This is a genomic window from Empedobacter sp. UBA6745 (assembly GCF_002453775.1).
Lineage (GTDB): Bacteria > Bacteroidota > Bacteroidia > Flavobacteriales > Weeksellaceae > Empedobacter > Empedobacter falsenii_C.
The window spans coordinates 254,948-275,550 of sequence record NZ_DKHL01000001.1 but is presented as its reverse complement, the minus strand read 5'-3'; the positions used below and the strand labels follow the sequence as shown (position 1 = coordinate 275,550).

The 20,603-nt window shown below is 31.5% G+C and carries 15 protein-coding genes, 4 tRNA genes and 1 riboswitch; of the genes, 7 read left to right on the top strand and 12 right to left on the bottom strand.

Features of this window, described 5'->3' with window-relative positions; all coding sequences use genetic code 11:
* The first annotated feature begins 212 nt into the window (after window positions 1-212).
* Entirely contained in the window at window positions 213-545 is a 333-nt protein-coding gene (locus B4H69_RS01390) for a hypothetical protein (RefSeq protein ID WP_180905105.1), read from the top strand.
* Entirely contained in the window at window positions 542-1,258 is a 717-nt protein-coding gene (locus tag B4H69_RS01385; RefSeq protein WP_180905104.1) for a DUF2071 domain-containing protein, read from the top strand. The genes B4H69_RS01390 and B4H69_RS01385 overlap by 4 nt, the downstream gene beginning before the upstream one ends.
* A 1-nt stretch (window position 1,259) precedes the next feature.
* Here the strand turns inward: B4H69_RS01385 and cobC are convergent, their stop codons facing one another.
* From cobC to B4H69_RS01365, 4 genes are all read right to left on the bottom strand, one after another.
* The gene (cobC, locus tag B4H69_RS01380) at window positions 1,260-1,820 is read right to left on the bottom strand and encodes an alpha-ribazole phosphatase (RefSeq protein ID WP_180905103.1); all 561 of its coding nucleotides are present in this window, start codon (window positions 1,818-1,820) and stop codon (window positions 1,260-1,262) included.
* Window positions 1,805-2,581 carry an adenosylcobinamide-GDP ribazoletransferase gene (locus B4H69_RS01375; protein ID WP_180905102.1) on the bottom strand — a complete coding sequence of 259 codons (777 nt, stop codon included), beginning with the start codon at window positions 2,579-2,581 and terminating at the stop codon, window positions 1,805-1,807. The genes cobC and B4H69_RS01375 overlap by 16 nt, the downstream gene beginning before the upstream one ends.
* Window positions 2,575-3,594: a nicotinate-nucleotide--dimethylbenzimidazole phosphoribosyltransferase gene (cobT, locus tag B4H69_RS01370; protein ID WP_180905101.1), complete on the bottom strand. Its 1,020-nt coding sequence runs from the start codon at window positions 3,592-3,594 to the stop codon at window positions 2,575-2,577. The genes B4H69_RS01375 and cobT overlap by 7 nt, the downstream gene beginning before the upstream one ends.
* A gap of 100 nt (window positions 3,595-3,694) precedes the next feature.
* A riboswitch (cobalamin riboswitch) is annotated at window positions 3,695-3,815 on the bottom strand.
* Window positions 3,816-3,825: 10 nt separating this feature from the next.
* Complete coding sequence (locus B4H69_RS01365) at window positions 3,826-4,470, bottom strand: hypothetical protein (protein WP_180905100.1); 645 nt, start codon at window positions 4,468-4,470, stop codon at window positions 3,826-3,828.
* A gap of 145 nt (window positions 4,471-4,615) precedes the next feature.
* Between B4H69_RS01365 and B4H69_RS01360 the strand changes: the two genes are divergently transcribed.
* From B4H69_RS01360 to B4H69_RS01345, 4 genes are read left to right on the top strand one after another with little or no spacing between them, the layout of a single operon-like run.
* Complete coding sequence (locus tag B4H69_RS01360) at window positions 4,616-8,539, top strand: response regulator (RefSeq protein ID WP_291092462.1); 3,924 nt, start codon at window positions 4,616-4,618, stop codon at window positions 8,537-8,539.
* An 11-nt stretch (window positions 8,540-8,550) separates the two neighbouring features.
* Window positions 8,551-8,907 carry a response regulator transcription factor gene (locus tag B4H69_RS01355; RefSeq protein WP_038333046.1) on the top strand — a complete coding sequence of 119 codons (357 nt, stop codon included), beginning with the start codon at window positions 8,551-8,553 and terminating at the stop codon, window positions 8,905-8,907.
* Window positions 8,908-8,911: 4 nt separating this feature from the next.
* Window positions 8,912-9,976, top strand: a complete 1,065-nt coding sequence (locus B4H69_RS01350; protein ID WP_152606106.1) for a HEAT repeat domain-containing protein — start codon at window positions 8,912-8,914, stop codon at window positions 9,974-9,976.
* Window positions 9,977-9,978: 2 nt separating this feature from the next.
* The gene (locus tag B4H69_RS01345; protein ID WP_291092458.1) at window positions 9,979-13,407 is read left to right on the top strand and encodes a sulfatase-like hydrolase/transferase; all 3,429 of its coding nucleotides are present in this window, start codon (window positions 9,979-9,981) and stop codon (window positions 13,405-13,407) included.
* On the opposite strand, the gene B4H69_RS01340 is transcribed toward B4H69_RS01345, so the two are convergent.
* The 8 genes from B4H69_RS01340 to B4H69_RS01305 form a co-directional block, all read right to left on the bottom strand.
* On the bottom strand, window positions 13,404-14,651 hold the full coding sequence (locus tag B4H69_RS01340; RefSeq protein WP_038333052.1) for a YaiO family outer membrane beta-barrel protein: 1,248 nt from the start codon (window positions 14,649-14,651) through the stop codon (window positions 13,404-13,406). The genes B4H69_RS01345 and B4H69_RS01340 overlap by 4 nt on opposite strands.
* Before the next feature lie 90 nt (window positions 14,652-14,741).
* Window positions 14,742-14,825: transfer RNA gene (locus B4H69_RS01335), tRNA-Leu, on the bottom strand.
* Window positions 14,826-14,848: 23 nt separating this feature from the next.
* Window positions 14,849-14,921, bottom strand: a tRNA-Gly gene (locus tag B4H69_RS01330).
* A 29-nt stretch (window positions 14,922-14,950) separates the two neighbouring features.
* Window positions 14,951-15,034 (bottom strand) — tRNA-Leu (locus B4H69_RS01325).
* 35 nt (window positions 15,035-15,069) lie between these two features.
* Window positions 15,070-15,142 (bottom strand) — tRNA-Gly (locus B4H69_RS01320).
* A gap of 88 nt (window positions 15,143-15,230) precedes the next feature.
* The gene (gene accD / locus B4H69_RS01315) at window positions 15,231-16,079 is read right to left on the bottom strand and encodes an acetyl-CoA carboxylase, carboxyltransferase subunit beta (RefSeq protein WP_038333055.1); all 849 of its coding nucleotides are present in this window, start codon (window positions 16,077-16,079) and stop codon (window positions 15,231-15,233) included.
* A 42-nt stretch (window positions 16,080-16,121) separates the two neighbouring features.
* Window positions 16,122-17,189, bottom strand: coding sequence for a class II fructose-bisphosphate aldolase (fbaA, locus tag B4H69_RS01310; protein WP_038333058.1), 1,068 nt, complete (start codon window positions 17,187-17,189; stop codon window positions 16,122-16,124).
* Window positions 17,190-17,226: 37 nt separating this feature from the next.
* Complete coding sequence (locus B4H69_RS01305) at window positions 17,227-19,830, bottom strand: BamA/TamA family outer membrane protein (protein WP_038333060.1); 2,604 nt, start codon at window positions 19,828-19,830, stop codon at window positions 17,227-17,229.
* Window positions 19,831-19,834: 4 nt separating this feature from the next.
* On the opposite strand from B4H69_RS01305, the gene B4H69_RS01300 reads away from it, so the two are divergent.
* The gene (locus B4H69_RS01300; protein WP_291092453.1) at window positions 19,835-20,578 is read left to right on the top strand and encodes a TrmH family RNA methyltransferase; all 744 of its coding nucleotides are present in this window, start codon (window positions 19,835-19,837) and stop codon (window positions 20,576-20,578) included.
* Window positions 20,579-20,603 lie beyond the last annotated feature (25 nt).

Below are 20,603 nucleotides of genomic sequence, written 5' to 3'. Positions count from 1 at the left end.
GGAAACGAGACTCGAACTCGCAACATTCAGCTTGGAAGGCTGACGCTCTACCAATTGAGCTATTCCCGCGTTGTGAGTGCAAATATAAGGTCATTAATATTACTTTTGCAAGTGTTTTTCGAATAAATTTTACAACTTTTTTCTAATAAATTAATTTTGAAATATTTGACTTGTTGATTTTTTTTGAGAAATTAGGGAAAAATATAATTTGAATGACATTTGATGAGTTATTAATACTAATTGAAAGAAATAATTTCAAGTCGAAAGTAGATTTTACGATTGCAATTAAACTTTTTGATGCAGAAAATGATTGGCCCGAAGAATCGATTACAATAAATGAATTTATAAATAAACTTGAAATGGAAATTGGAGACGATATTTTTTATCAAAATTTAGTTTCTAAATTAGATTCATATAATTCTATAAATGACGCTTGGAAAATAGAAAGCTTGATGTCAGTAAAAAATATTTTAGAGTTTGATGTAACACGAAATCTCAAATCAATTATTAATGAATTTGTTGAAAATAATAAAATAGAGTTATGAAAATTCCTACAATTCATGGTATTATAGAACGCAGAATGTTAATCAATTTTTGTGTAGAACCACACTATATTGAGAAGATTTTGCCCCGACCTTTTCGTCTAAAATTGTACAAAGGAAAAGCAATTGCAGGAATTTGTTTGATCCGATTGAAAGATATAAAACCAAAAGGTTTGCCTGATTTTGTAGGAGTGAATTCTGAAAATGCAGCGCATCGAATTGCGGTTGAATGGGATGAAAATGGCGTGACAAAAGAAGGTGTATATATTCCGAGGCGAGATACTTCGCTAAAATTGAATGCACTTGTTGGTGGTCGAGTTTTTCCTGGCAAACATTATTTTGCGAAGTTTAATGTTATAGAAGAAAACGATAATTATCATTTAGATTTCACGAGTTCTGACGATACACGAATTGAAATTGATGCTAAAAAAGCTTTTGAATTTAATTCTAATTCGATTTTCGAAACGTTGGATGAGGTGTCAAAATTCTTCGAGTATGGTTCTGTCGGTTATTCTCCAAATGGAAATAATTTTGAAGGTTTAAAACTCGAAACCTATAATTGGGAAGTAGAACCTTTGGAAGTTTCACATGTAAAATCAAGCTTTTTTGAAGATGAAACGATTTTCCCAAAAGGTTCTGTTCAGTTTGATAATGCAATTCTTATGACAAATATCGAGCATGAATGGAAGTCGTTAGAAAAGATAAAATGTTTGTAATCTATTCTTTTCTCAAAATAAAATCTTCTTCATTCGTTTTTCCTAAATTAAACTGAAATATTTCGCCATAATTTACAGGAATTTTGAATGCATTTTTGATTGGAATTTGCAACAAATAACACCACATCAAACGAATGATTCCACCATGCGCAACAATTAATACTTTTTCGTATTGAGCATTTCGTAATTCGTCCATAAAATCAAAAAAACGGGCAGACATTTCTTGCATCGATTCGCCATTTGGCGTTTTAGTTTTGACAAAATCGTCGTACCAAGGTTCTATCTCTTCCGAAGGAATTTCGTTCCATGATTTCATTTCCCAATCTCCAAAATTGAATTCTTTTAATCGATCATCAAAAATAATTTCATTCGAGAAAGTTTCTGCCAATCGTTGACAACGACTTAACGGACTTGAAAAAATTACCTCAAAATCGTTTTCAAGTTTAGTATGAATTTGTACCACTTCTTGATGAAAAGAGTCAGTTAATTCCACATCAGTTTGCCCGTAACAAACTGATGAAGGAACATTAACTTTTGTATGTCGAATTACAGAAACTTGCATAGAATTAAAATACCAAGATAAAACAAAACTTCGGTAACTTGTTGCACAGTTCCCAAGCAATCGCCCGTATATCCGCCAATATATTTTTTGAAATACCAGCCTAAATAAACTTTTCCTGTGTAACAAAGTGGTAAAATCAACAAGAATTTCCATTCGCCAAAAACAATAAAAGGCACAAGACAGAAAAGAAAACTAATGACAAGATTTTTTATCGGAAGTGCTTTATTTGCCATCGGTTTCGATTTACTTTTGTCAATATCTGTTACATATTCGTGGGTGTAAATCATCATTCCAGAAAAAAAGCGACTAACCGAATGTGCTGCGATCAAGCTGAAAATCATCAACCAAAAGTTATTTTCGGCAATGTGTTGAAGTGATGTGAATTTTAATAATAATAATAAGATAACGCCTATTACACCATAAGCTCCAATTCGGCTATCTTTCATAATCATCAAGATTTTTTCTTTACCATAACCACCTCCGAAACTATCACAAACATCTGTAAAACCGTCTTCATGAAAGGCGCCAGTCAGTAAAACGCTTGCAATCATTGTGATAATAATGGCGATATCAACTGGTAAAATAAACTGACAAATCGTATAAATTAATGCATTAAAAATACCAACCAATAAACCAATTGCCGCATAATATTTCTGTGATTGATTCATAATTTCGTTGCTGTATGGAATTTTGAACGGAATTGGAATTCGTGTAAAAAACATCAACGCTGTTAAAAAATAAGTGATTTCTTTTTTTAGCATTCTACTTGAGTTTCTTTGTTACTCACGCCTGCTGATTCGAAACTCGCCATATCATTGTAGAAATTCACTGCACTTTTGATAATTGGATAAGCCAATGCGCAACCTGTTCCTTCGCCAACACGTAAATTGATTTTCAGAATTGGTTCTTCGTTGAAATAATTCAACAAATATTGATGCCCAGATTCATCACTTTGATGACAAAAAATAGCATTATTTAGAATTTCTGGTTTCAATTTAGACGCAACCAAAAACGCAGCCGAAGCAATATAGCCATCAATCATCAACAACATATTATGTTCGTAAGCAGATAACATTGCAGCTGTCATTTGAGCAACTTCAAAACCTCCAAAAGTGGCTAAAATTTGTTTTGGATCATTAATTTTCTCATGTGTATTCTTCGCTTCATTTAGAATATTGATTTTATTCTGTAATTGCTCATCATTCAAACCTGTTCCGCGTCCTACACATTGTGCGAGAGGTAAATCGGTTAAATAATGTACAAGCATCGATGCAGAAGAAGTGTTCCCAATTCCCATTTCGCCAAAACCAATAATATTTGTTCCGTTTTGAGCGATTTCGTCCACAATTGTCTTCGAGTAATCAAAACATTGTTCCAATTGATCTAAGGTCATGGCAGGTTCGTACAAGAAATTTTTGGTTGATTTGGTCACTTTACAATTTTTCAAAACCGAATAATCTTCGAAATCATAATTCACACCAGCGTCAACAATGGTTAAATCAATCTTATTTTGATTGCAAAAAACATTAATCGCCGCTCCATTATTTAGAAAATTAAAAACCATTTGAGGCGTAACTTCCGCAGGATACGCACTAACACCAGATTGTGCAATTCCGTGATCGCTTGCGAAAACAATTAGATGAGGTTGTATTAATTCTAACTGTTTTTTTTGTTGAACCAAACTAATTTTAAGTGCGATTTTTTCTAATAAACCTAAAGCTCCAAGCGGTTTTGTTTTAAGATCAATAATGTGTTGAATTTCTTCTTTTTGCATTTTATACTAAACTAAATTTTAATAAAAAAATGCTTTCGAAATCAAGTGCAATCAATTCAACAAATAATAAAATACATGTAGTTTTGATTGAGCTTCAATCGCGAAAGCATCATCTAAAAAGTGGTCTGGCTTATAGTTTTTCTCTACTTACAGTTGCGCGACAGCTCGAGATTTGCACTCGATTCCCTTTTGTGTTAGCAAGGTAAGAAAATAATCATAAAAGCAAAAAAACTATTTTTTAATAGCAATTATTCCTTGTATTGTCGGAGTAGTTACAATTTCACCTGTAATTTTTCCTTTTAACTCAAAATCACTTGTGTTAAATTTCAGTTTTTTAGGTAAATTTTGTTTCGTATAACTTTTTGTAATGTCCGATATATTTTCGTTTGAAGCTAATCGAATATCAATTGGTAAACCTTTTTGGATATCGCATTTTATAGTGTATTCTTCACCAACTTTTAAAGTTTGTTCTATCAATTCACCATTAATCAATAATCGGAAAGTAGAAAACTCTTGAATTCTAGAATTAGAACTTTTTGCAACAATTATTTTAAATTCAATCGATTCATTTTCTATAGAATTATTGATTGGGAATGGATTATCATGACAAGCTATATTATGTTTTTGAGCTTTTGATGAAGTACTCATTAATCCTAAAGCAGAAAAAATCATAACATTAGAAATCGTTTTCTTGAAAAGATTTTGACCTAATTGGCTTGGATGAAAAATACCACAATGAACATTTTTTTTCTGAAATTCATTCGAAATTTCGTCATTTGTCAAGTTAGAAAAGTCAGTAATTTTATGTTGACATTTTGCGCAAAAATTATCATCTCGTAATTTTTCTTTGCATGGGGTTGAGATTGTGATTTTCATATTTTTTAAAGTTTAGATTTATAATAGAGATGATTTTATGAATAAAAAGGTTGGTTTGATTTTTAGAAATAATTGATTTCGAATATTTGGATTTATGTAATATCTTTAACCACCTCTACTTTCCTTTAAAATAGCTATTATTTAAATGGAAAATTATCCCATCCCAACGAACGAAAAGCAAAGATTGCAAGCGGTTTACGATTATAATTTACAAGCGCATGATAAAGACGAAGAATTAGAAGTTTTTGCAAATGCTGCGAGTTTGATTTGTAATGCGCCAATTGCGTTAGTTTCTGTTTTTGATGAAAACTATCAAGTGATTAAAGCAAATTGTGGAATCGAGGTAGATATTGTTCCGCGTCAACAAACGATATGTCAATTTTCTTTGGTAGAAAATGAAATTTTGGTGATTGATGATGTGACGAAATTTGAACCTGCAAAAAATATTGCTGGTGTAAAAGCTGCAAATATTCAGTTCTATGCTGGTGTTCCGTTGATTGATGATAATGGAAATGCGTTGGGAACATTGTGTGTAAACGACCATTATCCAAGAACGTTAGACGATAAACAACGTAATTTATTGATTCAACTTGGGAAAAATATTACCAAATTATTGGTTAGTAAAAAGCGAAAAAAAGACGCTTCTTACTTTCAAAATATCTATAAAATATCTAATAATCTTATTGGAGTTGCCGATATTAATGGTGTTCTAAAATCTATAAATCCTTCTTTTAAAGAGGTTTTAGGAATAAAAGATGAAAAGACAATTATTGCAGAAAACTTTTTAGATTTTGTTTCGGAAAAAGATAAGAAGAAAGTTAATACGTATTTATCAAATCTTAAAAATAATACAGATTCAATCAATTTTAAATGTTTGATGTGTTCTCCGGAATCTCAAGAAGGGAAGTTAGTGGAATGGTATACAAAATCTAACTTGAAAATTGATAACGAAATCTTTTTCTTTGGTCGAGATATTACGCTTGAAAATTCGAAAAAAGTAGAATTAGAAAATAGCGAACGTAAGTTTAGAAATTTCTTCAATTCTTCGCTTGGTTTAATGACAATTCATGATTTGGATGGAAATATTTTGTCTATAAATAAGACAGGATTAGAATCTATGGGCTATTCAGAAAATGAGGCAAAAGATTTGAATCTGAAAAAAATAATTCCAAAATCTAATCAAAAAGAATATCAAACCTATATAGAGACGATTTTGAATAAAAAGCAAGATTCTGGTTTGATGAGCTTGATTAAGAAAGATGGCTCGTTAACATATTGGTTATACAGTAATATTTTGGACAAAGATAACGAAGGAAATCCTGTTGTAATGAGTACTGCTGTGGATATGACACAAAGGACTTTGTTGGAAAGAGATCTTAATCGTGTTCGTCAGTTGCTAGATCATACGTACGAAGTTGCGAATGTAGGAGGTTGGAAATATGATTTAGTGAAGCGAAAATTAATTTGGGCTGATATAACGAAAAAAATCCATGAAGTTGAACCAGATTATGAACCAAATGTAGAAACTGCACTCAATTTTTATGAAGCAAAAAGTAGTTATCCAAAAATAAAGAAAGCCTTTAGAGATGCGGTAGAAAAAGGAATCGAATATGATATGGAGTTGCAGATTGTTACCCAAAAAGGAAAAACAATTTGGGTAAGATGTAAAGGGATTCCAGAATTCGTAAACGGAGAATGTGTTAGTGTTTTTGGAATTTTTCAGGATATTAATGAGAGAAAACGTTATACGTTAGAGTTGACAAGACAAAAAGCTATTTTTGAAACGTTTATTAATCATGTACCAGCTTCTGTTGCAATGTTTGATAGTGAAATGAATTATCTAACATTAAGTAATCAATGGTGTGATGAATTTGCAATGAAAAAGAAAAATGTTATTGGAAAATCTCATTATGAAATGTACAATGTTCCAGCAGAAAGAAAAGCGATTTATGAGGCTTGTTTGCAAGGCGAAAATTATTCGAATGAAGATACTATTTATCGCACACCAAAATATGATACGGATCAACACTATTCGTGGGCAATTCATCCTTGGTATATCAATAAAAAACAGATTGGCGGTTTGATCATGTTTTCGCAAAATATAACAGAATCTGTCAAGAAAAATAAAGAACTTAAAAAAGCCAAAAAGAATGCTGATATTGCTAGTAAAGCAAAGTCAGAGTTTTTAGCCAATATGAGTCACGAGATTCGAACGCCGTTAAATGGTGTGATTGGTTTCTCTGATTTATTGTTGAAAACGCCGCTTAATCCAACTCAAAAACAATATTTGAATTTTATTAATGATTCTGCAAATTCATTATTGTCAATAATAAATGACATTTTAGATTTCTCTAAAATTGAATCAGGTCGAATGGATGTTTCGATAGAAAAAAATAATCTGTTCGAGTTAGGAAATCAAGTAATCAATGTGATTCTTTATCAAGCCGAAAACAAAAAAATTGAATTGTTGTTGAATATAGATAATAATTTACCTCAATTTATTTGGATTGACGAAGCTCGATTGAAACAAGTGTTAATTAATCTACTTGGAAACGCTGTGAAATTTACGGATAGTGGAGAAATAGAACTTAAAATTAGTCCAGTTGAACCAATTGTGAAAGGAGAAAAAGCAAAACTGAGATTCTCTGTTCGTGATACAGGAATTGGGATAAAACCAGAAAAACAAGCCAAGATTTTTGATGCATTTACACAAGAAGATAGTACTGTTAGCAAACGTTTCGGAGGAACAGGTTTAGGTTTAACAATTTCGAATAAATTATTAAATTATTTTGGAAGTCATCTAGAATTGCAAAGCGAAATAGATAAAGGTTCTACATTTTTCTTTGATTTAGAAGTTGATTACGAATATAATATTGAGCAACAATTTGATCATTTGGACGAAATAAATCATGTGTTGATTGTAGATGATAATCAAAGTAATCAAATGATTTTGCAACATATGTTGAAGTTCAAAAATATAACATCTGATATTGCGAACAATGGAATGGAAGCGCTTCAGAAAGTTTTGAATGGCAATGTTTACGATGTTATTTTGATGGATTATCACATGCCAGTTTTGAATGGTTTAGAAACAATTCAGAAAATGAAAGAGTATTTTATAACAAAGAACACAAAAACTCCTTTAGTATTATTGCATAGTTCTTCTGAGGATGAATATCTAATTCAGAAAGCAAAAGAATTGGGAATAACTTCGCGTTTATTGAAACCAATTAAGTCTGAAGAATTGTTTGAAACGCTGCGTAAAACGATTATTGATTCGAAAAAAATTCAAACTATAGAAATTGAAAATCAAGAAGAAATTTCGCAAGATTTTTCGAAACAATTTCACATTTTAATTGCTGATGATAATTTAGTAAATATGGCTTTAAATCAGCAGATTATTAAAAATATTGCGCCAAATTCAATTTTGTATACAGCTGCAAATGGAGCGGAAGCGGTATCGATTTGTCAAGAAAATAAGGTCGATTTAATCTTGATGGATATTCAAATGCCAGAAATGAATGGGATTGAAGCAACTAAGGTTATTCGTTTATTAAACAATTTTCAAGAAACTCCGATTATAGCTGTAACTGCAGGAAATGTAAAAGGCGAAAAGGAAAAATGTCTTGATGCTGGATTGAATGATTTCTTAGCAAAACCAATTCGAGAAAAAGATATTTTTGATGTCCTAGAAAAATGGTTAGACTTTTCTCAATATGAAAAGCTTGAAACCAATGATTTTGGAAATCACCTTGATCTTTCGATGATAAATAATTATACGAAAGACGACGAATCGTTTAGAAAAACATTTATAGAAATAATTATTAATGAGTTAGAAAAATCTATACTAGAATTTGAAACTTATTCCAACAAACAAAATTTAGAAGAATTAAATCAATTAGGTCATAAAGTAAAAGGAACAGCAAAAACGGCTGGACTAACAATTTTGGCTGATTTAACCGAACAAATAGAAAAATCAACTTCAATCAATTACCTAGAAGAAAACCAGCTGATTATTAAAGTAAAAACCGAAATAGAATTAGTTATTAATTATTTAAAAAATATTTAAAAACCAATATTATGCAGATTTTAATTGCCGAAGACGATGAATTGATTTTAAAAACAATTGAGCACAAACTGAAAAAAGAAGGTTATGAAGTTGTTTTAACACGAAATGGAAAAGAAGCAATCAGTAAGATTGAGACTGAAGATATTGATTTGATTATTACCGATATTATGATGCCTTTTGCGTCTGGTTTGGAGATTATTAGTGCTGTTAGAAAAAGTAAAAATGCCGAAACACCAATGATTATTTTGTCTTCTTTAGGACAAGAAGATGTGGTGGTAGAAGCATTTAATTTGGGTGCAAATGATTTCATGGTGAAACCATTTAGTCCTATTGAATTGTCGGTTCGCGTGAAGAAATTGCTAAAATAAAAGCATGATTATCCTACAAATTATAACCTATACCGAGTTAATCGTAGGAATCTACGTTCTACTTATTTTACTTTTTTTGACAATTATTTATACGTTATTGACAAGTATAATTGAATATAAAATCATTACAAAGAAAAATAAGTGGAATGCTATTATTGATCAAGAAATTTATGAAACAATTTTGGATGATCAATCCAATTCGAATACTGTTTTTACGGATTATTTGAAATCAAGTTCATTCAAACATTATTTTATCAAAAAATTATTAAAAGCAGAACAAAATTTTTCTGGAAATTCGAAAGAAAACATTCGAAATTTATTTGATCATTATCAACTAAAAAAAATATCCTTACAGAAATTAAATAGTCAAAAAGATTACGAAATCGCCGAAGCAATACAGGAAGTTACGGCGATGAATCATGTTGAAACTTTACCGAAAATAAAAAGTATGTTACAGCATAAAAATGATTTAGTTCGATCTGAAGCGCAATATGGTTTGGTAAAATTTTCTGGTTTCGAAGGTTTATTTTTTTTAGACAATTTACAGGAACAATTGACGGATTGGCAACAATTGAAGTTGTTGGATGCAATTACAATTTTACCGAATAATGATGAGGTTGATATCATAATTTCGAATTGGTTAAAATCATCTAATCAAAGTGTGAAAATTCTAGCAATGAAATTAATTCGCAAGTTTCAATTGTTGCAAATGCACGATTTTGTCGCATATAATTTGAATGATTCTGATGAAAAAGTTGTGGAAGAAACGATTAAAACATTAGTCAGAATCGAAGATGATTCAACTTCAAAACTATTGATTGAACAATATCAAACGTGTAACGAAAAGTTTCAAATTCAAATTTTAAAAGCTTTAGAAAAAATATCTAATCCAGAAAATAACACATTTTTAGAAACGCAAGCAAAGGAAAATTCTTCATTTTCTGTCAAAAAAGCAAGTGTAAAAGCGTTAAATAATTGTTGTTCAAAAACCGATTTACAAAAACTTGCACATCAATCAAACTCTCCTGAATTAAAACAAATTATTAATCAAATTATCCAAGAAAACTAATCATGAATTGGCTAGAAATGGCTTTCGATTTTTTTATTTACGGCTTCCTTTTTTATTCAATCCTATTAATTTTAGTCTACGGATGGATTGGTTTTTATGCAAAAGGAGCGATAAAATCTTATATCCGAAAAAACAGTTTTACGGATTATTCGCTTATTGCAACATCGCCAAATGCGCCAACTTTTAGCCTTATTGCGCCCGCCTATAACGAAGGTGCAACGATTGTGGAGAATGTGCGTTCCTTGTTGTCGTTGTATTACAATCAACTCGAAATTATTATTGTAAATGATGGTTCCAAAGATGATTCGTTGCAACGATTAATTGAAGCGTATGATTTGATTAAAATTGATTATTTCGTTGAAGGAAATATCGAAACGAAACCAATTAATGCAATTTATAAAAGTACAAATCCTGTTTTCAAAAAATTAATTATTGTCGACAAAGTAAATGGAGGAAAATCGGATGCGCTAAATGTCGGAATTAATATTGCAACAAACGATTATATTGTTTGTATAGATGTCGATTGTATTTTAGAACAAGATGCGATTCTGAAGCTTGCAAAACCGTTTATGGATGAAGCAAAAGCAAAAGTAATTGCATGTGGTGGTGTCATTCGTTTGGCGAATAATTGTACCATTGTTGATGGAAAAATTGTCGATGTTAATTTGCCAAAAACTCGTTTAGGAAGAGCGCAAGCGTTAGAATATATTCGAGCATTTCTTTTGGGAAGAATGGCGTGGTCGCGCGCCAATGGTTTGATGCTTATTTCGGGTGCTTTTGGGGCTTTTGATCGTGAAATTGTGCTTCAGTGTGGTGGTTACGATCATGATACAGTTGGCGAAGATATGGAGCTTGTTGTGCGAATGAGACGTTATATGCACGAACAAAAATTGGCCTATAAAGTGGTGAATATTCCCGATCCGCTTTGTTGGACCGAAGTGCCAGAAAGTAAAGAAATTTTGACCAAACAACGCAATCGTTGGATGCGTGGAACGATAGAAACATTGTGGAAACATCGTATTTTATTTTTCAATCCTAAATATGGAAAACTTGGAATGATGAGTTATCCGTATTGGTTTTTCTTCGAATTTTTAGGGCCGATTATCGAATACATTGGTTGGATCATTTTCGTGGTTTTATTCTTTTTAGGATTAATAAATTGGCATATTTTCTTTCCTTTAATGGCTTTTGTATTGCTTTACGGAATTTTATATTCGATTTACGCCATTCTGATTGATTTGATGACGTACAACGTTTATCATAAAAAAGGCGATATTCCGAAATTATTTTTTACGGCGTTTATAGAACCGTTTACATTTCATCCGTTTGTTGTGATGGCAGGCGTGAAAGGAGTGAAGGATTTCTTTCTGAAAAATAATTCGTGGGGAGAAATGACGCGACAAGGTTTTGGAGGAAATCAAGCGGAAGAACTATCTATTTGGCAAAAACTGAAACTTGGATTCATTAATTTAGTTCAACAAACTACTTTTATTTCGTTGGTTTATTTGTTACTTTTTGGATTGTCAACAATTCTTGAATTTTATCTTTATCAAGAAAATCTTACAACAACTTCTAATCAAACTTTATTTTTTGACTTATTCGTACATAATATCGATTTTGCTTTAGATAGTATTTTTGTGGTGAGTTTTATTTATTTTTTGTTGCAATTTTATTCGATAAGTTGGGCAAAAAAATGGATCGTTTTTGCGTATTCTTTTTTAATCATTTCAAATGTTTTATTGATTAAATATTTTCAAACAACACTTAATTTATTAGGTTCAGATTTGTTTTCTTATACGTTCGAAGAATTGAAATTAATTATTGGTGCATCAGGCGTTGTAAATATTACAAACATTCTTTTGTCAATCGTTACAATTGCTATTTTAACAACGATTTTTATTTACAGTTATCGATTAAAAATCAATCAAAAAATTCTTCAATTTCCATTAATAATTTTGAGTTTTTTATCGCTTATTATTCCAGTTAATTTGTTTTTAAAAAGTATTCAAAATGATGAGTTTTTATCTAATTTAATTTTGAGTAAATCGTCTTATTTTTTCTCAAATTCGATTGAACAATATGCAGAAGATAAACTTTCGGAAATTGACTTTTTAAACTCAAATTCGAGTTCAAATAATGAAGATAATCGACATTATTTTGATAAAACTAATTATCCATTTTTGTATCAAGATGAGAATAAAAATTTCTTCGCGGATCAATTTAATCTAACAACAGAAAAACCGAATGTTGTTTTTATTGTGATTGAAGGTTTGGGACGAGCTTTTAGTAACGAAGGTGCATATTTAGGTTCTTTTACTCCATATATCGATCAGCTTTCAAAAAAGAGTTTGTATTGGGAAAATGGATTAAGTACCACTGGAAGAACATATGGAGTTTTACCTGGATTGACGGGTTCTTTGCCATTTGCTGAAAATGGTTTTATGGAACAAAAAAACTTACCTCAACATTTCAATTTGTATAATTTGTTAAAAAGTAATGGTTATAAAACAGGTTATTTTTACGGTGGTGATGCTGATTTTGATTTTATGTCGAAATACTTGAATTATTCGGGTGTTGAAACTATTATTGATGAAAATGATTATGAAAGTAATTATGCTAAAATTCCGTTAAATAATGGATTTTCTTGGGGATTTGACGATCATTCTGTGTTCAAAAAATATTTAGCAATGCAGAAAGAGAATAATCAACCGTATTTTAATGTTTTGATGACGTTAGCGACGCATAGTCCTTTCTTAATAAACAATGTTGAGAAATACAATAAGCAGTTTGAAACGTTGATTAAATCACGAAATTATGATGCGACAACTTTGACGACAGTAAAAAAGTATAAACAACAATTGGTTACTTTTTTGAGTGTTGATGAAGCAGTAAAAAACTTTTTCGAAGCTTATCAAAAGCGTTCAGATTTTAATCAAACTATTTTTGTGATTACTGGAGATCATCGAATGCCTGAAGTTCCGATGGAAACAAAGATTGATCGTTTTCATGTTCCGATTATTGTCTATTCTCCTTTGTTGAAGTCACCGAAAAAGATGTCAAATATTGTGACGCATTTTGATGTTGCGCCAACTTTTGTGACATATTTTAGAGATTCGTATAAAATGAAATTACCGAATTATGTGACTTGGATGGGCCAGAATTTAGAAAACGGTAAAGCAAATTACAGAAAACAAGGCGTTCCGTTAATGCAGAATAAAAATATTTTGGATGATTATGTTTTCCAGAATTATCATTTATCGGGAGGGAAAATCTATCGAATCGAAAAGAATTTAACAGAAGATGTTGAACAAAATTCGAAAATGGAAACAGAGTTGAAAAATCGATTGAAAAGCTTTAAAACAAAAAACCATTTTTTGAAAAATACTCAAAAAATGGTTCCTGATTCTATATTTAATCGTTATATCAATTAGAATTTTCGACTGTACGAAACGCTTACATCAAATTGATTTCCTTTTTGATTTGGACGATATTCTTGATTGTAATAATTTGCACCAATTGAAATTAAATCTAAATCATTGATTGAAAAATTATAATCTGCTCCAATTTTGAAGGACTTCAATTTGTAAGTTGTATCCTCTAAAAGATTGTTGTTAAAATCTTCAGGCGAAATACCTGTACCAATTGCTAAGCTTAAATAATTGTTTGCATCGCCCGTATAATAACGCGTTGTAAATGTATACGAATGCGAAATATTGTTGTTACTTGGCGTTACAAATGCACGTAAATTGAACCAATAATTTTTATAATATTTCCCAATTGATCCTGTAAACATCCAAACATCATCCGAAAAATGAAGTTGACGATAACCTAACTCGGCTTCAAAACTTTTAGGTAAATTAGCGTAAAGAGAGGCTCCTGTGCGATATTTAGGGAAAATTCCATCACTATCGGAATATCCACCACCAACGTACATGTAAAATGTCTTAGAAAGTCTTGGGTAAGCTTCTACTTCGTATTGAATACCATTATCTTTAAACTTGTTTGCGTAATTCACTTTAAAAATTAACGAACCAAGCGAAGTTTGTCTTTTATAACTCACCGAAACTTGATGCCAATCATCTGCAAATTGCTTGTCAAAATGTGAGTAATTATAATTTACGCCAATTGCATTTTTAGTATTATTGATTTCGATTCGATTTGCTAATTCTCGCGCTTCTGTATTCTTGGGATTAATTGCTAATAATTCTTTAATCGTTTTTGAAGCTTCTTCATAAGCATTGTTCGAATTAAGAACTTTAGCTTTTAACAACAATAAATCCTCGTTTTTAGGATATTTAATTAATCCACGATCAATGATAGAAACGGCTTCTGTATAATTATCATTCCAATATTCCAGCGATGTGTAGGCTAAATAGAAATCGGTAGAAGTATCCATATTTTTTTCAATATTCTGAAAAGCTTTTCTCGCTTCTTCGGTTTCATCATTCCACGTATATATTCGTCCCAAAAAAACAGCGATATCGGTATATTCTGGCGATTGATCTAAAGCTTGTAATGCAAGTTTCTTGGCAGTTGTATAATCTTTTTCTTCGAAAGCTTTGTGACGCGCTTCTTGAAATAAATCATCCGAACTTTTCGATTCTTGGCTATACGAAAATAAAGGTAAAAAGGTAAGAGTAAAGAGTGTTTTTCTTAGAAATGATTTTTGAATCATGTGGTAAAAACGTGCTTTATTATGAGGATAAAGATATAATTATTTGGAGCATAAAAAAAGCTCAAGAAAATAAATTCTTGAGCTTTGTTGTACCTCAGGCGGGACTTGAACCCGCACGTCCTAATGGACACAGGATTTTAAGTCCTGCGTGTCTACCAATTCCACCACCAAGGCATCCACTTCTAGGAAAGAAGTTGAGCGGGAAACGAGACTCGAACTCGCAACATTCAGCTTGGAAGGCTGACGCTCTACCAATTGAGCTATTCCCGCGTGCAAATTGTAAAAATCAAATTAAAAAGTACCTCAGGCGGGACTTGAACCCGCACGTCCTAATGGACACAGGATTTTAAGTCCTGCGTGTCTACCAATTCCACCACCAAGGCAAAATTTGATTTTTATGAATTTTTATATTTCAAAGAGCGGGAAACGGGGCTCGAACCCGCGACCTCAACCTTGGCAAGGTTGCGCTCTACCAGCTGAGCTATTCTCGCGATTGGAGTGCAAATATATAAAATCAATTTCTAATAATCCAAATCAAATTTGAATAAAATTTTAAAAATATATTTGCACTTATTTTAATTAGTTGATAGGCATTAACATATCAGCTACTTCTTTTATTTTATCTTTCATCTTTTTACGGTGAACGATCATATCAACGAAGCCTTTTTCTAATAAAAACTCAGAAGTTTGGAATCCTTCTGGTAAATCTCTACCAATTGTTTCTTTGATAACACGTGGTCCAGCGAATCCAATTAATGCTCCTGGCTCTGCCATGATAATGTCACCAATTGATCCGAAAGATGCTGTAATTCCTCCAAAAGATGGATTTGTTAAGATTGTAATGTAAGGAATGTTGTTGTCTGCTAATTGAATTAATTTAGCTTCTACTTTTGCTAATTGCATCAACGAAATTGCAGCTTCCATCATACGCGCACCACCAGATTGTGTAATGATAATATAAGGTGTTTTGTGTTTGATAGAATAATCAATTGCACGAGCAATTTTTTCTCCCATTACAGATCCTAAAGAACCTCCAATAAATTTGAAATCCATACAAGAAATTGTAATGTCACGTCCATGAATTTTTCCAGTCGCATTGCGAATAGAATCTGTCATTCCCGTTTTCTTTTTAATTTCTTTTAAACGATCTTTATAAGGTTTTGTATCTGTCCAATTTAATGGGTCTTTACTTTCTACTTTTGTATCTAATTCTGTGAATTTGCTATCATCAAATAAGATATCAAAGTATTCTTGAGAACCAATTTGTACGTGATGATCATCCTCTGGACTTACATACGCATTTGCTTTTAGTTCTTCAGTTTCAATAATTTTTCCTGATGGCGTTTTATACCATAAGCCTTTCTTAACGTCTTTTTTAGACTCTGTAGGCGTTGTAATATTTTTCTTGCTTCTAATAAACCAAGGCATATTCTCTGTTTTTATTTGATAGAAATAATCTTAATGAAAAGATTATCCTAAAGTATTAACATTATTTAAATCGTGGAAAGCTTGGATTAATCTATCTTTGAAAGAAACCTCTCCAGCTCTTAACCACACGCGTGGATCATAATATTTTTTGTTAGGAGATTCTGGACCTTCTGGGTTTCCAATTTGTCCTTGTAAATAAGCTGCATTTTCGTCAAAATATTTACGAATTCCTTCCATAAATGCATATTGTAAATCTGTATCAATATTCATTTTGATAACTCCGTAGCTAATTGCTTCTCTAATTTCTTCTAAAGTAGAACCAGAACCTCCGTGGAATACGAAGTTTACAGCATTGTCTACACCATATTTCTCGTTGATGTATTTTTGTGAGTTATCTAAAATTTTAGGAGTCAAGACAACATTTCCTGGTTTGTAAACACCGTGTACATTACCAAATGCTGCTGCAATCCAGAAATTATCAGAAATAGATTTTAAGTTTTCGTAAACGTAAGCAACTTCTTCTGGTTGAGTGTATAATAATGAATTGTCAACATTAGAATTGTCAACACCATCTTCTTCTCCACCTGTGATACCTAATTCCATCTCCAAAGTCATTCCAACTTTAGACATTCTTTCTAAGTATCTTTTGCACGTTTCTACGTTTTCTTCTAAAGGCTCTTCAGACAAATCTAACATGTGAGAACTAAATAAAGTCTTTCCGAATTTATTAAAATGTTCTTCGTTAGCGTCCATAATTCCATCAATCCAAGGCAATAATTTTTTTGCACAGTGATCTGTATGTAAAATTACAGTAGCTCCGTAAGATTCAGCTAAAGTGTGAATATGTTTTGCTCCCGCAATAGCACCTTTGATAGCAGAAAGTTGATTTTCTCCTTTTAATCCTTTTCCAGCATTAAAAGCAGCACCTCCGTTAGAAAATTGAATAATAACTGGAGAGTTTACTTCAACTGCAGCTTCCATTGCAGCGTTAATAGTATCTGAACCGATGACATTACACGCTGGTAAAGCGTATTGATTTGCTTTTGCATCATTGATAATGTCTTGAACTAATGAACCGGTAGCAACACCGGCAGGAAATTTTCTGCTCATTATGTTAGTATTTTGTGAAACAAATATAGATGTTTTTTTAGAAAGGATAATTAATTCCGAAGTGGATTCTTGGTTTAAGCAAATTAAAATTGTCAAATTGCCAGCGATCACCCAATTCATAAGAAGGGTCATAAATTTTGTAACCCAAATCAAATCTTACAATTGCAAACGTACCAATGTGATAACGGAAACCTAATCCAGAACCAATTCCGAATTCTTTGTAAAAATCTTTGAACTTAAATAATGTTTCTGGTCGATTTTTATTAACACCCCAAATATTACCAGCATCAAGAAAATATGCACCTTCCAAACTTCCAAAAAGATTGAAGCGATATTCAGCATTGAATAATAATTTCATGCTTTCGAATTCTAAACTTTGATTTTTAGAATCGATACGTGGTTTACTTCCAGGACCTAATGTCAACGGTGCCCAACCACGAACATCATTTGCTCCTCCAGCCGAATAACTTCTTACAAAGGGTGCAACATCAGAGTTTCCATATGGTTGAATGATTCCGAATAAGAAACGTCCTGCTAGGCTAGAATTTGAATTTAATTTGAATTTTCGTCTAACATCCACATCAAATTTTACGAATTGTGAATAAGGAATTCCAAAGATCAAACCTGCTTGATTTCCTTCTCGATCTGGTTCTGCTTTATTAAAACCAAAAGCCTTGTCTAAACCTCTTAATACATTTCCGGCTAATTCAATTCTTGCTTGAATAAACCAAGGATTACTTTTTGGTCGAAATGAATTTTCTTGATTAAATGTAAATTGATAGATAAAAGAGTTGATTAACACATTTTGAGAAATATTAGCTTTTCTATATAACATATTCTCAAAATCAACATACAACTTTGCATCTTCTCCTGTTAATGAACTTTGGAATCCTTTGTCAGCTTCGATTGCGTCTGTTAATTCATCGTCCGTTACATAAATTGGTGCATTAGGATTGTATGCGTAATATAAATTTTTTACTTCGTTTTTTGTATTATTATCTTTTGTAAATACTTCATAATAGCGATCTTTTTTTCGATTACTAATAAATTCCGTATTAAACAAAGAGACTTTGTGTTGAAACTCCGAACTCGAAATATCCATATCAAAACCAAAACCATAAGTCGTTTTGTCTAAACCTACATTTTTCTGCGTACTTGCATTCATTCTAATAGCAGATTCGGCAGTAAAACGTTTTGGTAAAATATTATCGAGATTAATTGGTGTCAATAAATAAGGAAATTTCAATTTTGTTTCGATTGCGATTTCGTAAGCATTTAAGAATGCTTTATTCATTGAGAAATCTTTGTTGACGGAACCTAAAGTTCCTTTCAAAGTTGTTTCTAAATTTTCTCCTCCTCCAAATAAATTTCTCGAAGTTAAAGTCATCCCGGGAGAAATTGCAAAGTTCATGTAGCGAGAAGCATAACTTTCGACAAAGAGATTCAAGTCATATTTCTTTTTTGGCGTAAAGAAAACGTCTACATTTAGGATAGAATCTTGTTTATTAATTCGGAATCCATGTAAATTAATGTTCTCTTTCTTGAAAATATTACGTTTTGTCTGAATTTCTTGTCGTTGACGATACAGTTGACCAGGACGAATTACAAATGCATCTGTAAAATATCTTGGTCGATATTCTGGCTCTTTTGTATATAAAACGTTATAATCTTTATATTCTTCTTTGATTAATTTACTTTCATCATCAACAAAACTGCGAGAATCTGCATAAATATTTATCTTCCCAAAACGGTATTGCGTAAAAGGTGTAATACTATCCGTTTTCAACGAATCTTGAATATATTTATCAATAAACATCGTTACATCAAGACGTTTGTTACTTTTTAATGTATCGGCTTCAAAATATAAATCTTCGCCCGAATCATTGAAATCATAGTAACCTCTATTCTTTAACAAATCGATGATACGATCGCGTTCTTCCTCAAATTTGTCAAAATTATATTGATCTCCAGCATGCAAAACAGTTTGTTTTCCAAGAGGAGAATTCAAGTATTCTTCTATTTTTTGATCAGCTATTTTTTGATCATATGTTTCGATATAAGAAGGTTCACCTAACTTAATATCATAAATTGTTTCTGCTTTTTTTGCAACAGAATCTTTATCATAGGAAACTGCTACTTTCGAATCGAAATAACCTTTATCATGAAATAATCTATTTAAGTTCTTTGCTGAAAATTCTGATTGTTGCTCATCCAACAAAACTGGCGCTTCACCTTGATTATAATAAAGACGTTCTTTCCATAAACTTTGCCCAACATATTCGCTCAGATTATTCTTCGTTAGTAAACTGTCCAATAATTTTTGGTTACGAACCGAAGCATCTTGTCTATAATATTCTTGAAAAGTTTCATCAAATTTCGCAGGAGACCAATTGTAAACCCATTGCCAAAGAGGGAAAAAACCAAGGAACTTACCAGCTGGCTTTTGTTTCACATAATCACTTAAATCTTTGTTGATTATAGTTTTTTTCTTCTTAATATCGGGATCTTCTTTATCGTAGATAAATTTGTTCTTTACAAACAAATATTCTCCTTCAGGTACTTTCTTAGTTGTACTACAGCTATAAAAAAGTAATCCTAAACAAGAGATAAGTGTTATATTTGTTGTAATTTTTTTTTGCATAAATATGTTATCAAATAACGTTATTAAGATAATAACTTCTCTGGGTTCTAAAAAATATAGACAAAAATATAATTTGTTTGTCGTAGAAGGTGTTAAAAATATCGGGGAAGTTATAAAAAGTTCTATAAATATTAAAGAATTATTTATAACTGAAGACTTTTGGCCAGAAGCTACACATATCAAAAAGACTTTTATTGAAGAAAAAGATTTGAAAAAGATCAGTTTCTTAACTACTCCGAATGTAGGTTTAGCACTTTGTGAATTACCTAATTATGATGAAGATATCAAGTTAAATGGTTTAAGTATTGCTTTGGATGATATTCGAGATCCAGGTAATTTAGGAACAATTATTCGCTTGGCTGATTGGTTTGGTGTAGAGGATATTTTGTGTACCAAAGAATCTGTGGATATGTACAACCCGAAAGTTGTGATGTCGACAATGGGATCTTTTACACGAGTGAAGGTTCATTACATCGATTTGGAGAAATACTTATCTGACTATAAAGGAAATATTTTCGGAACTTTTATGGAAGGAGAATCTATTTATGAACAAACACTTCCACAAGAAGGTATCTTGGTGATGGGGAACGAAGCGAATGGAATTTCACCAGAAATAGAGAAGTTAACGACAAATAAACTAAGCATTCCGTTCTTTGGTAAAAATGGTTCTACCGAAAGTCTTAACGTAGCCGTAGCAACAAGTGTCATCTTAGGCGAATTTAAGTCTCAACTTTCTCACAAATCATAAAAAAAACTTAATGTTTCTAAACGGG

What these genes read in the sequence shown, in the direction of transcription:
- B4H69_RS01355 (WP_038333046.1), top strand. Translation starts at nt 8,551, where the DNA reads ATGCAGATTTTAATTGCCGAAGACGATGAATTGATTTTAAAAACAATT.
- B4H69_RS01375 (WP_180905102.1), bottom strand. Translation starts at nt 2,581, where the DNA reads ATGCTAAAAAAAGAAATCACTTATTTTTTAACAGCGTTGATGTTTTTT.
- fbaA (WP_038333058.1), bottom strand. Translation starts at nt 17,189, where the DNA reads ATGAGCAGAAAATTTCCTGCCGGTGTTGCTACCGGTTCATTAGTTCAA.
- B4H69_RS01360 (WP_291092462.1), top strand. Translation starts at nt 4,616, where the DNA reads ATGGAAAATTATCCCATCCCAACGAACGAAAAGCAAAGATTGCAAGCG.
- B4H69_RS01345 (WP_291092458.1), top strand. Translation starts at nt 9,979, where the DNA reads ATGAATTGGCTAGAAATGGCTTTCGATTTTTTTATTTACGGCTTCCTT.
- B4H69_RS01350 (WP_152606106.1), top strand. Translation starts at nt 8,912, where the DNA reads ATGATTATCCTACAAATTATAACCTATACCGAGTTAATCGTAGGAATC.
- B4H69_RS01390 (WP_180905105.1), top strand. Translation starts at nt 213, where the DNA reads ATGACATTTGATGAGTTATTAATACTAATTGAAAGAAATAATTTCAAG.
- B4H69_RS01300 (WP_291092453.1), top strand. Translation starts at nt 19,835, where the DNA reads ATGTTATCAAATAACGTTATTAAGATAATAACTTCTCTGGGTTCTAAA.
- B4H69_RS01365 (WP_180905100.1), bottom strand. Translation starts at nt 4,470, where the DNA reads ATGAAAATCACAATCTCAACCCCATGCAAAGAAAAATTACGAGATGAT.
- cobT (WP_180905101.1), bottom strand. Translation starts at nt 3,594, where the DNA reads ATGCAAAAAGAAGAAATTCAACACATTATTGATCTTAAAACAAAACCG.
- B4H69_RS01340 (WP_038333052.1), bottom strand. Translation starts at nt 14,651, where the DNA reads ATGATTCAAAAATCATTTCTAAGAAAAACACTCTTTACTCTTACCTTT.
- B4H69_RS01305 (WP_038333060.1), bottom strand. Translation starts at nt 19,830, where the DNA reads ATGCAAAAAAAAATTACAACAAATATAACACTTATCTCTTGTTTAGGA.
- cobC (WP_180905103.1), bottom strand. Translation starts at nt 1,820, where the DNA reads ATGCAAGTTTCTGTAATTCGACATACAAAAGTTAATGTTCCTTCATCA.
- accD (WP_038333055.1), bottom strand. Translation starts at nt 16,079, where the DNA reads ATGCCTTGGTTTATTAGAAGCAAGAAAAATATTACAACGCCTACAGAG.
- B4H69_RS01385 (WP_180905104.1), top strand. Translation starts at nt 542, where the DNA reads ATGAAAATTCCTACAATTCATGGTATTATAGAACGCAGAATGTTAATC.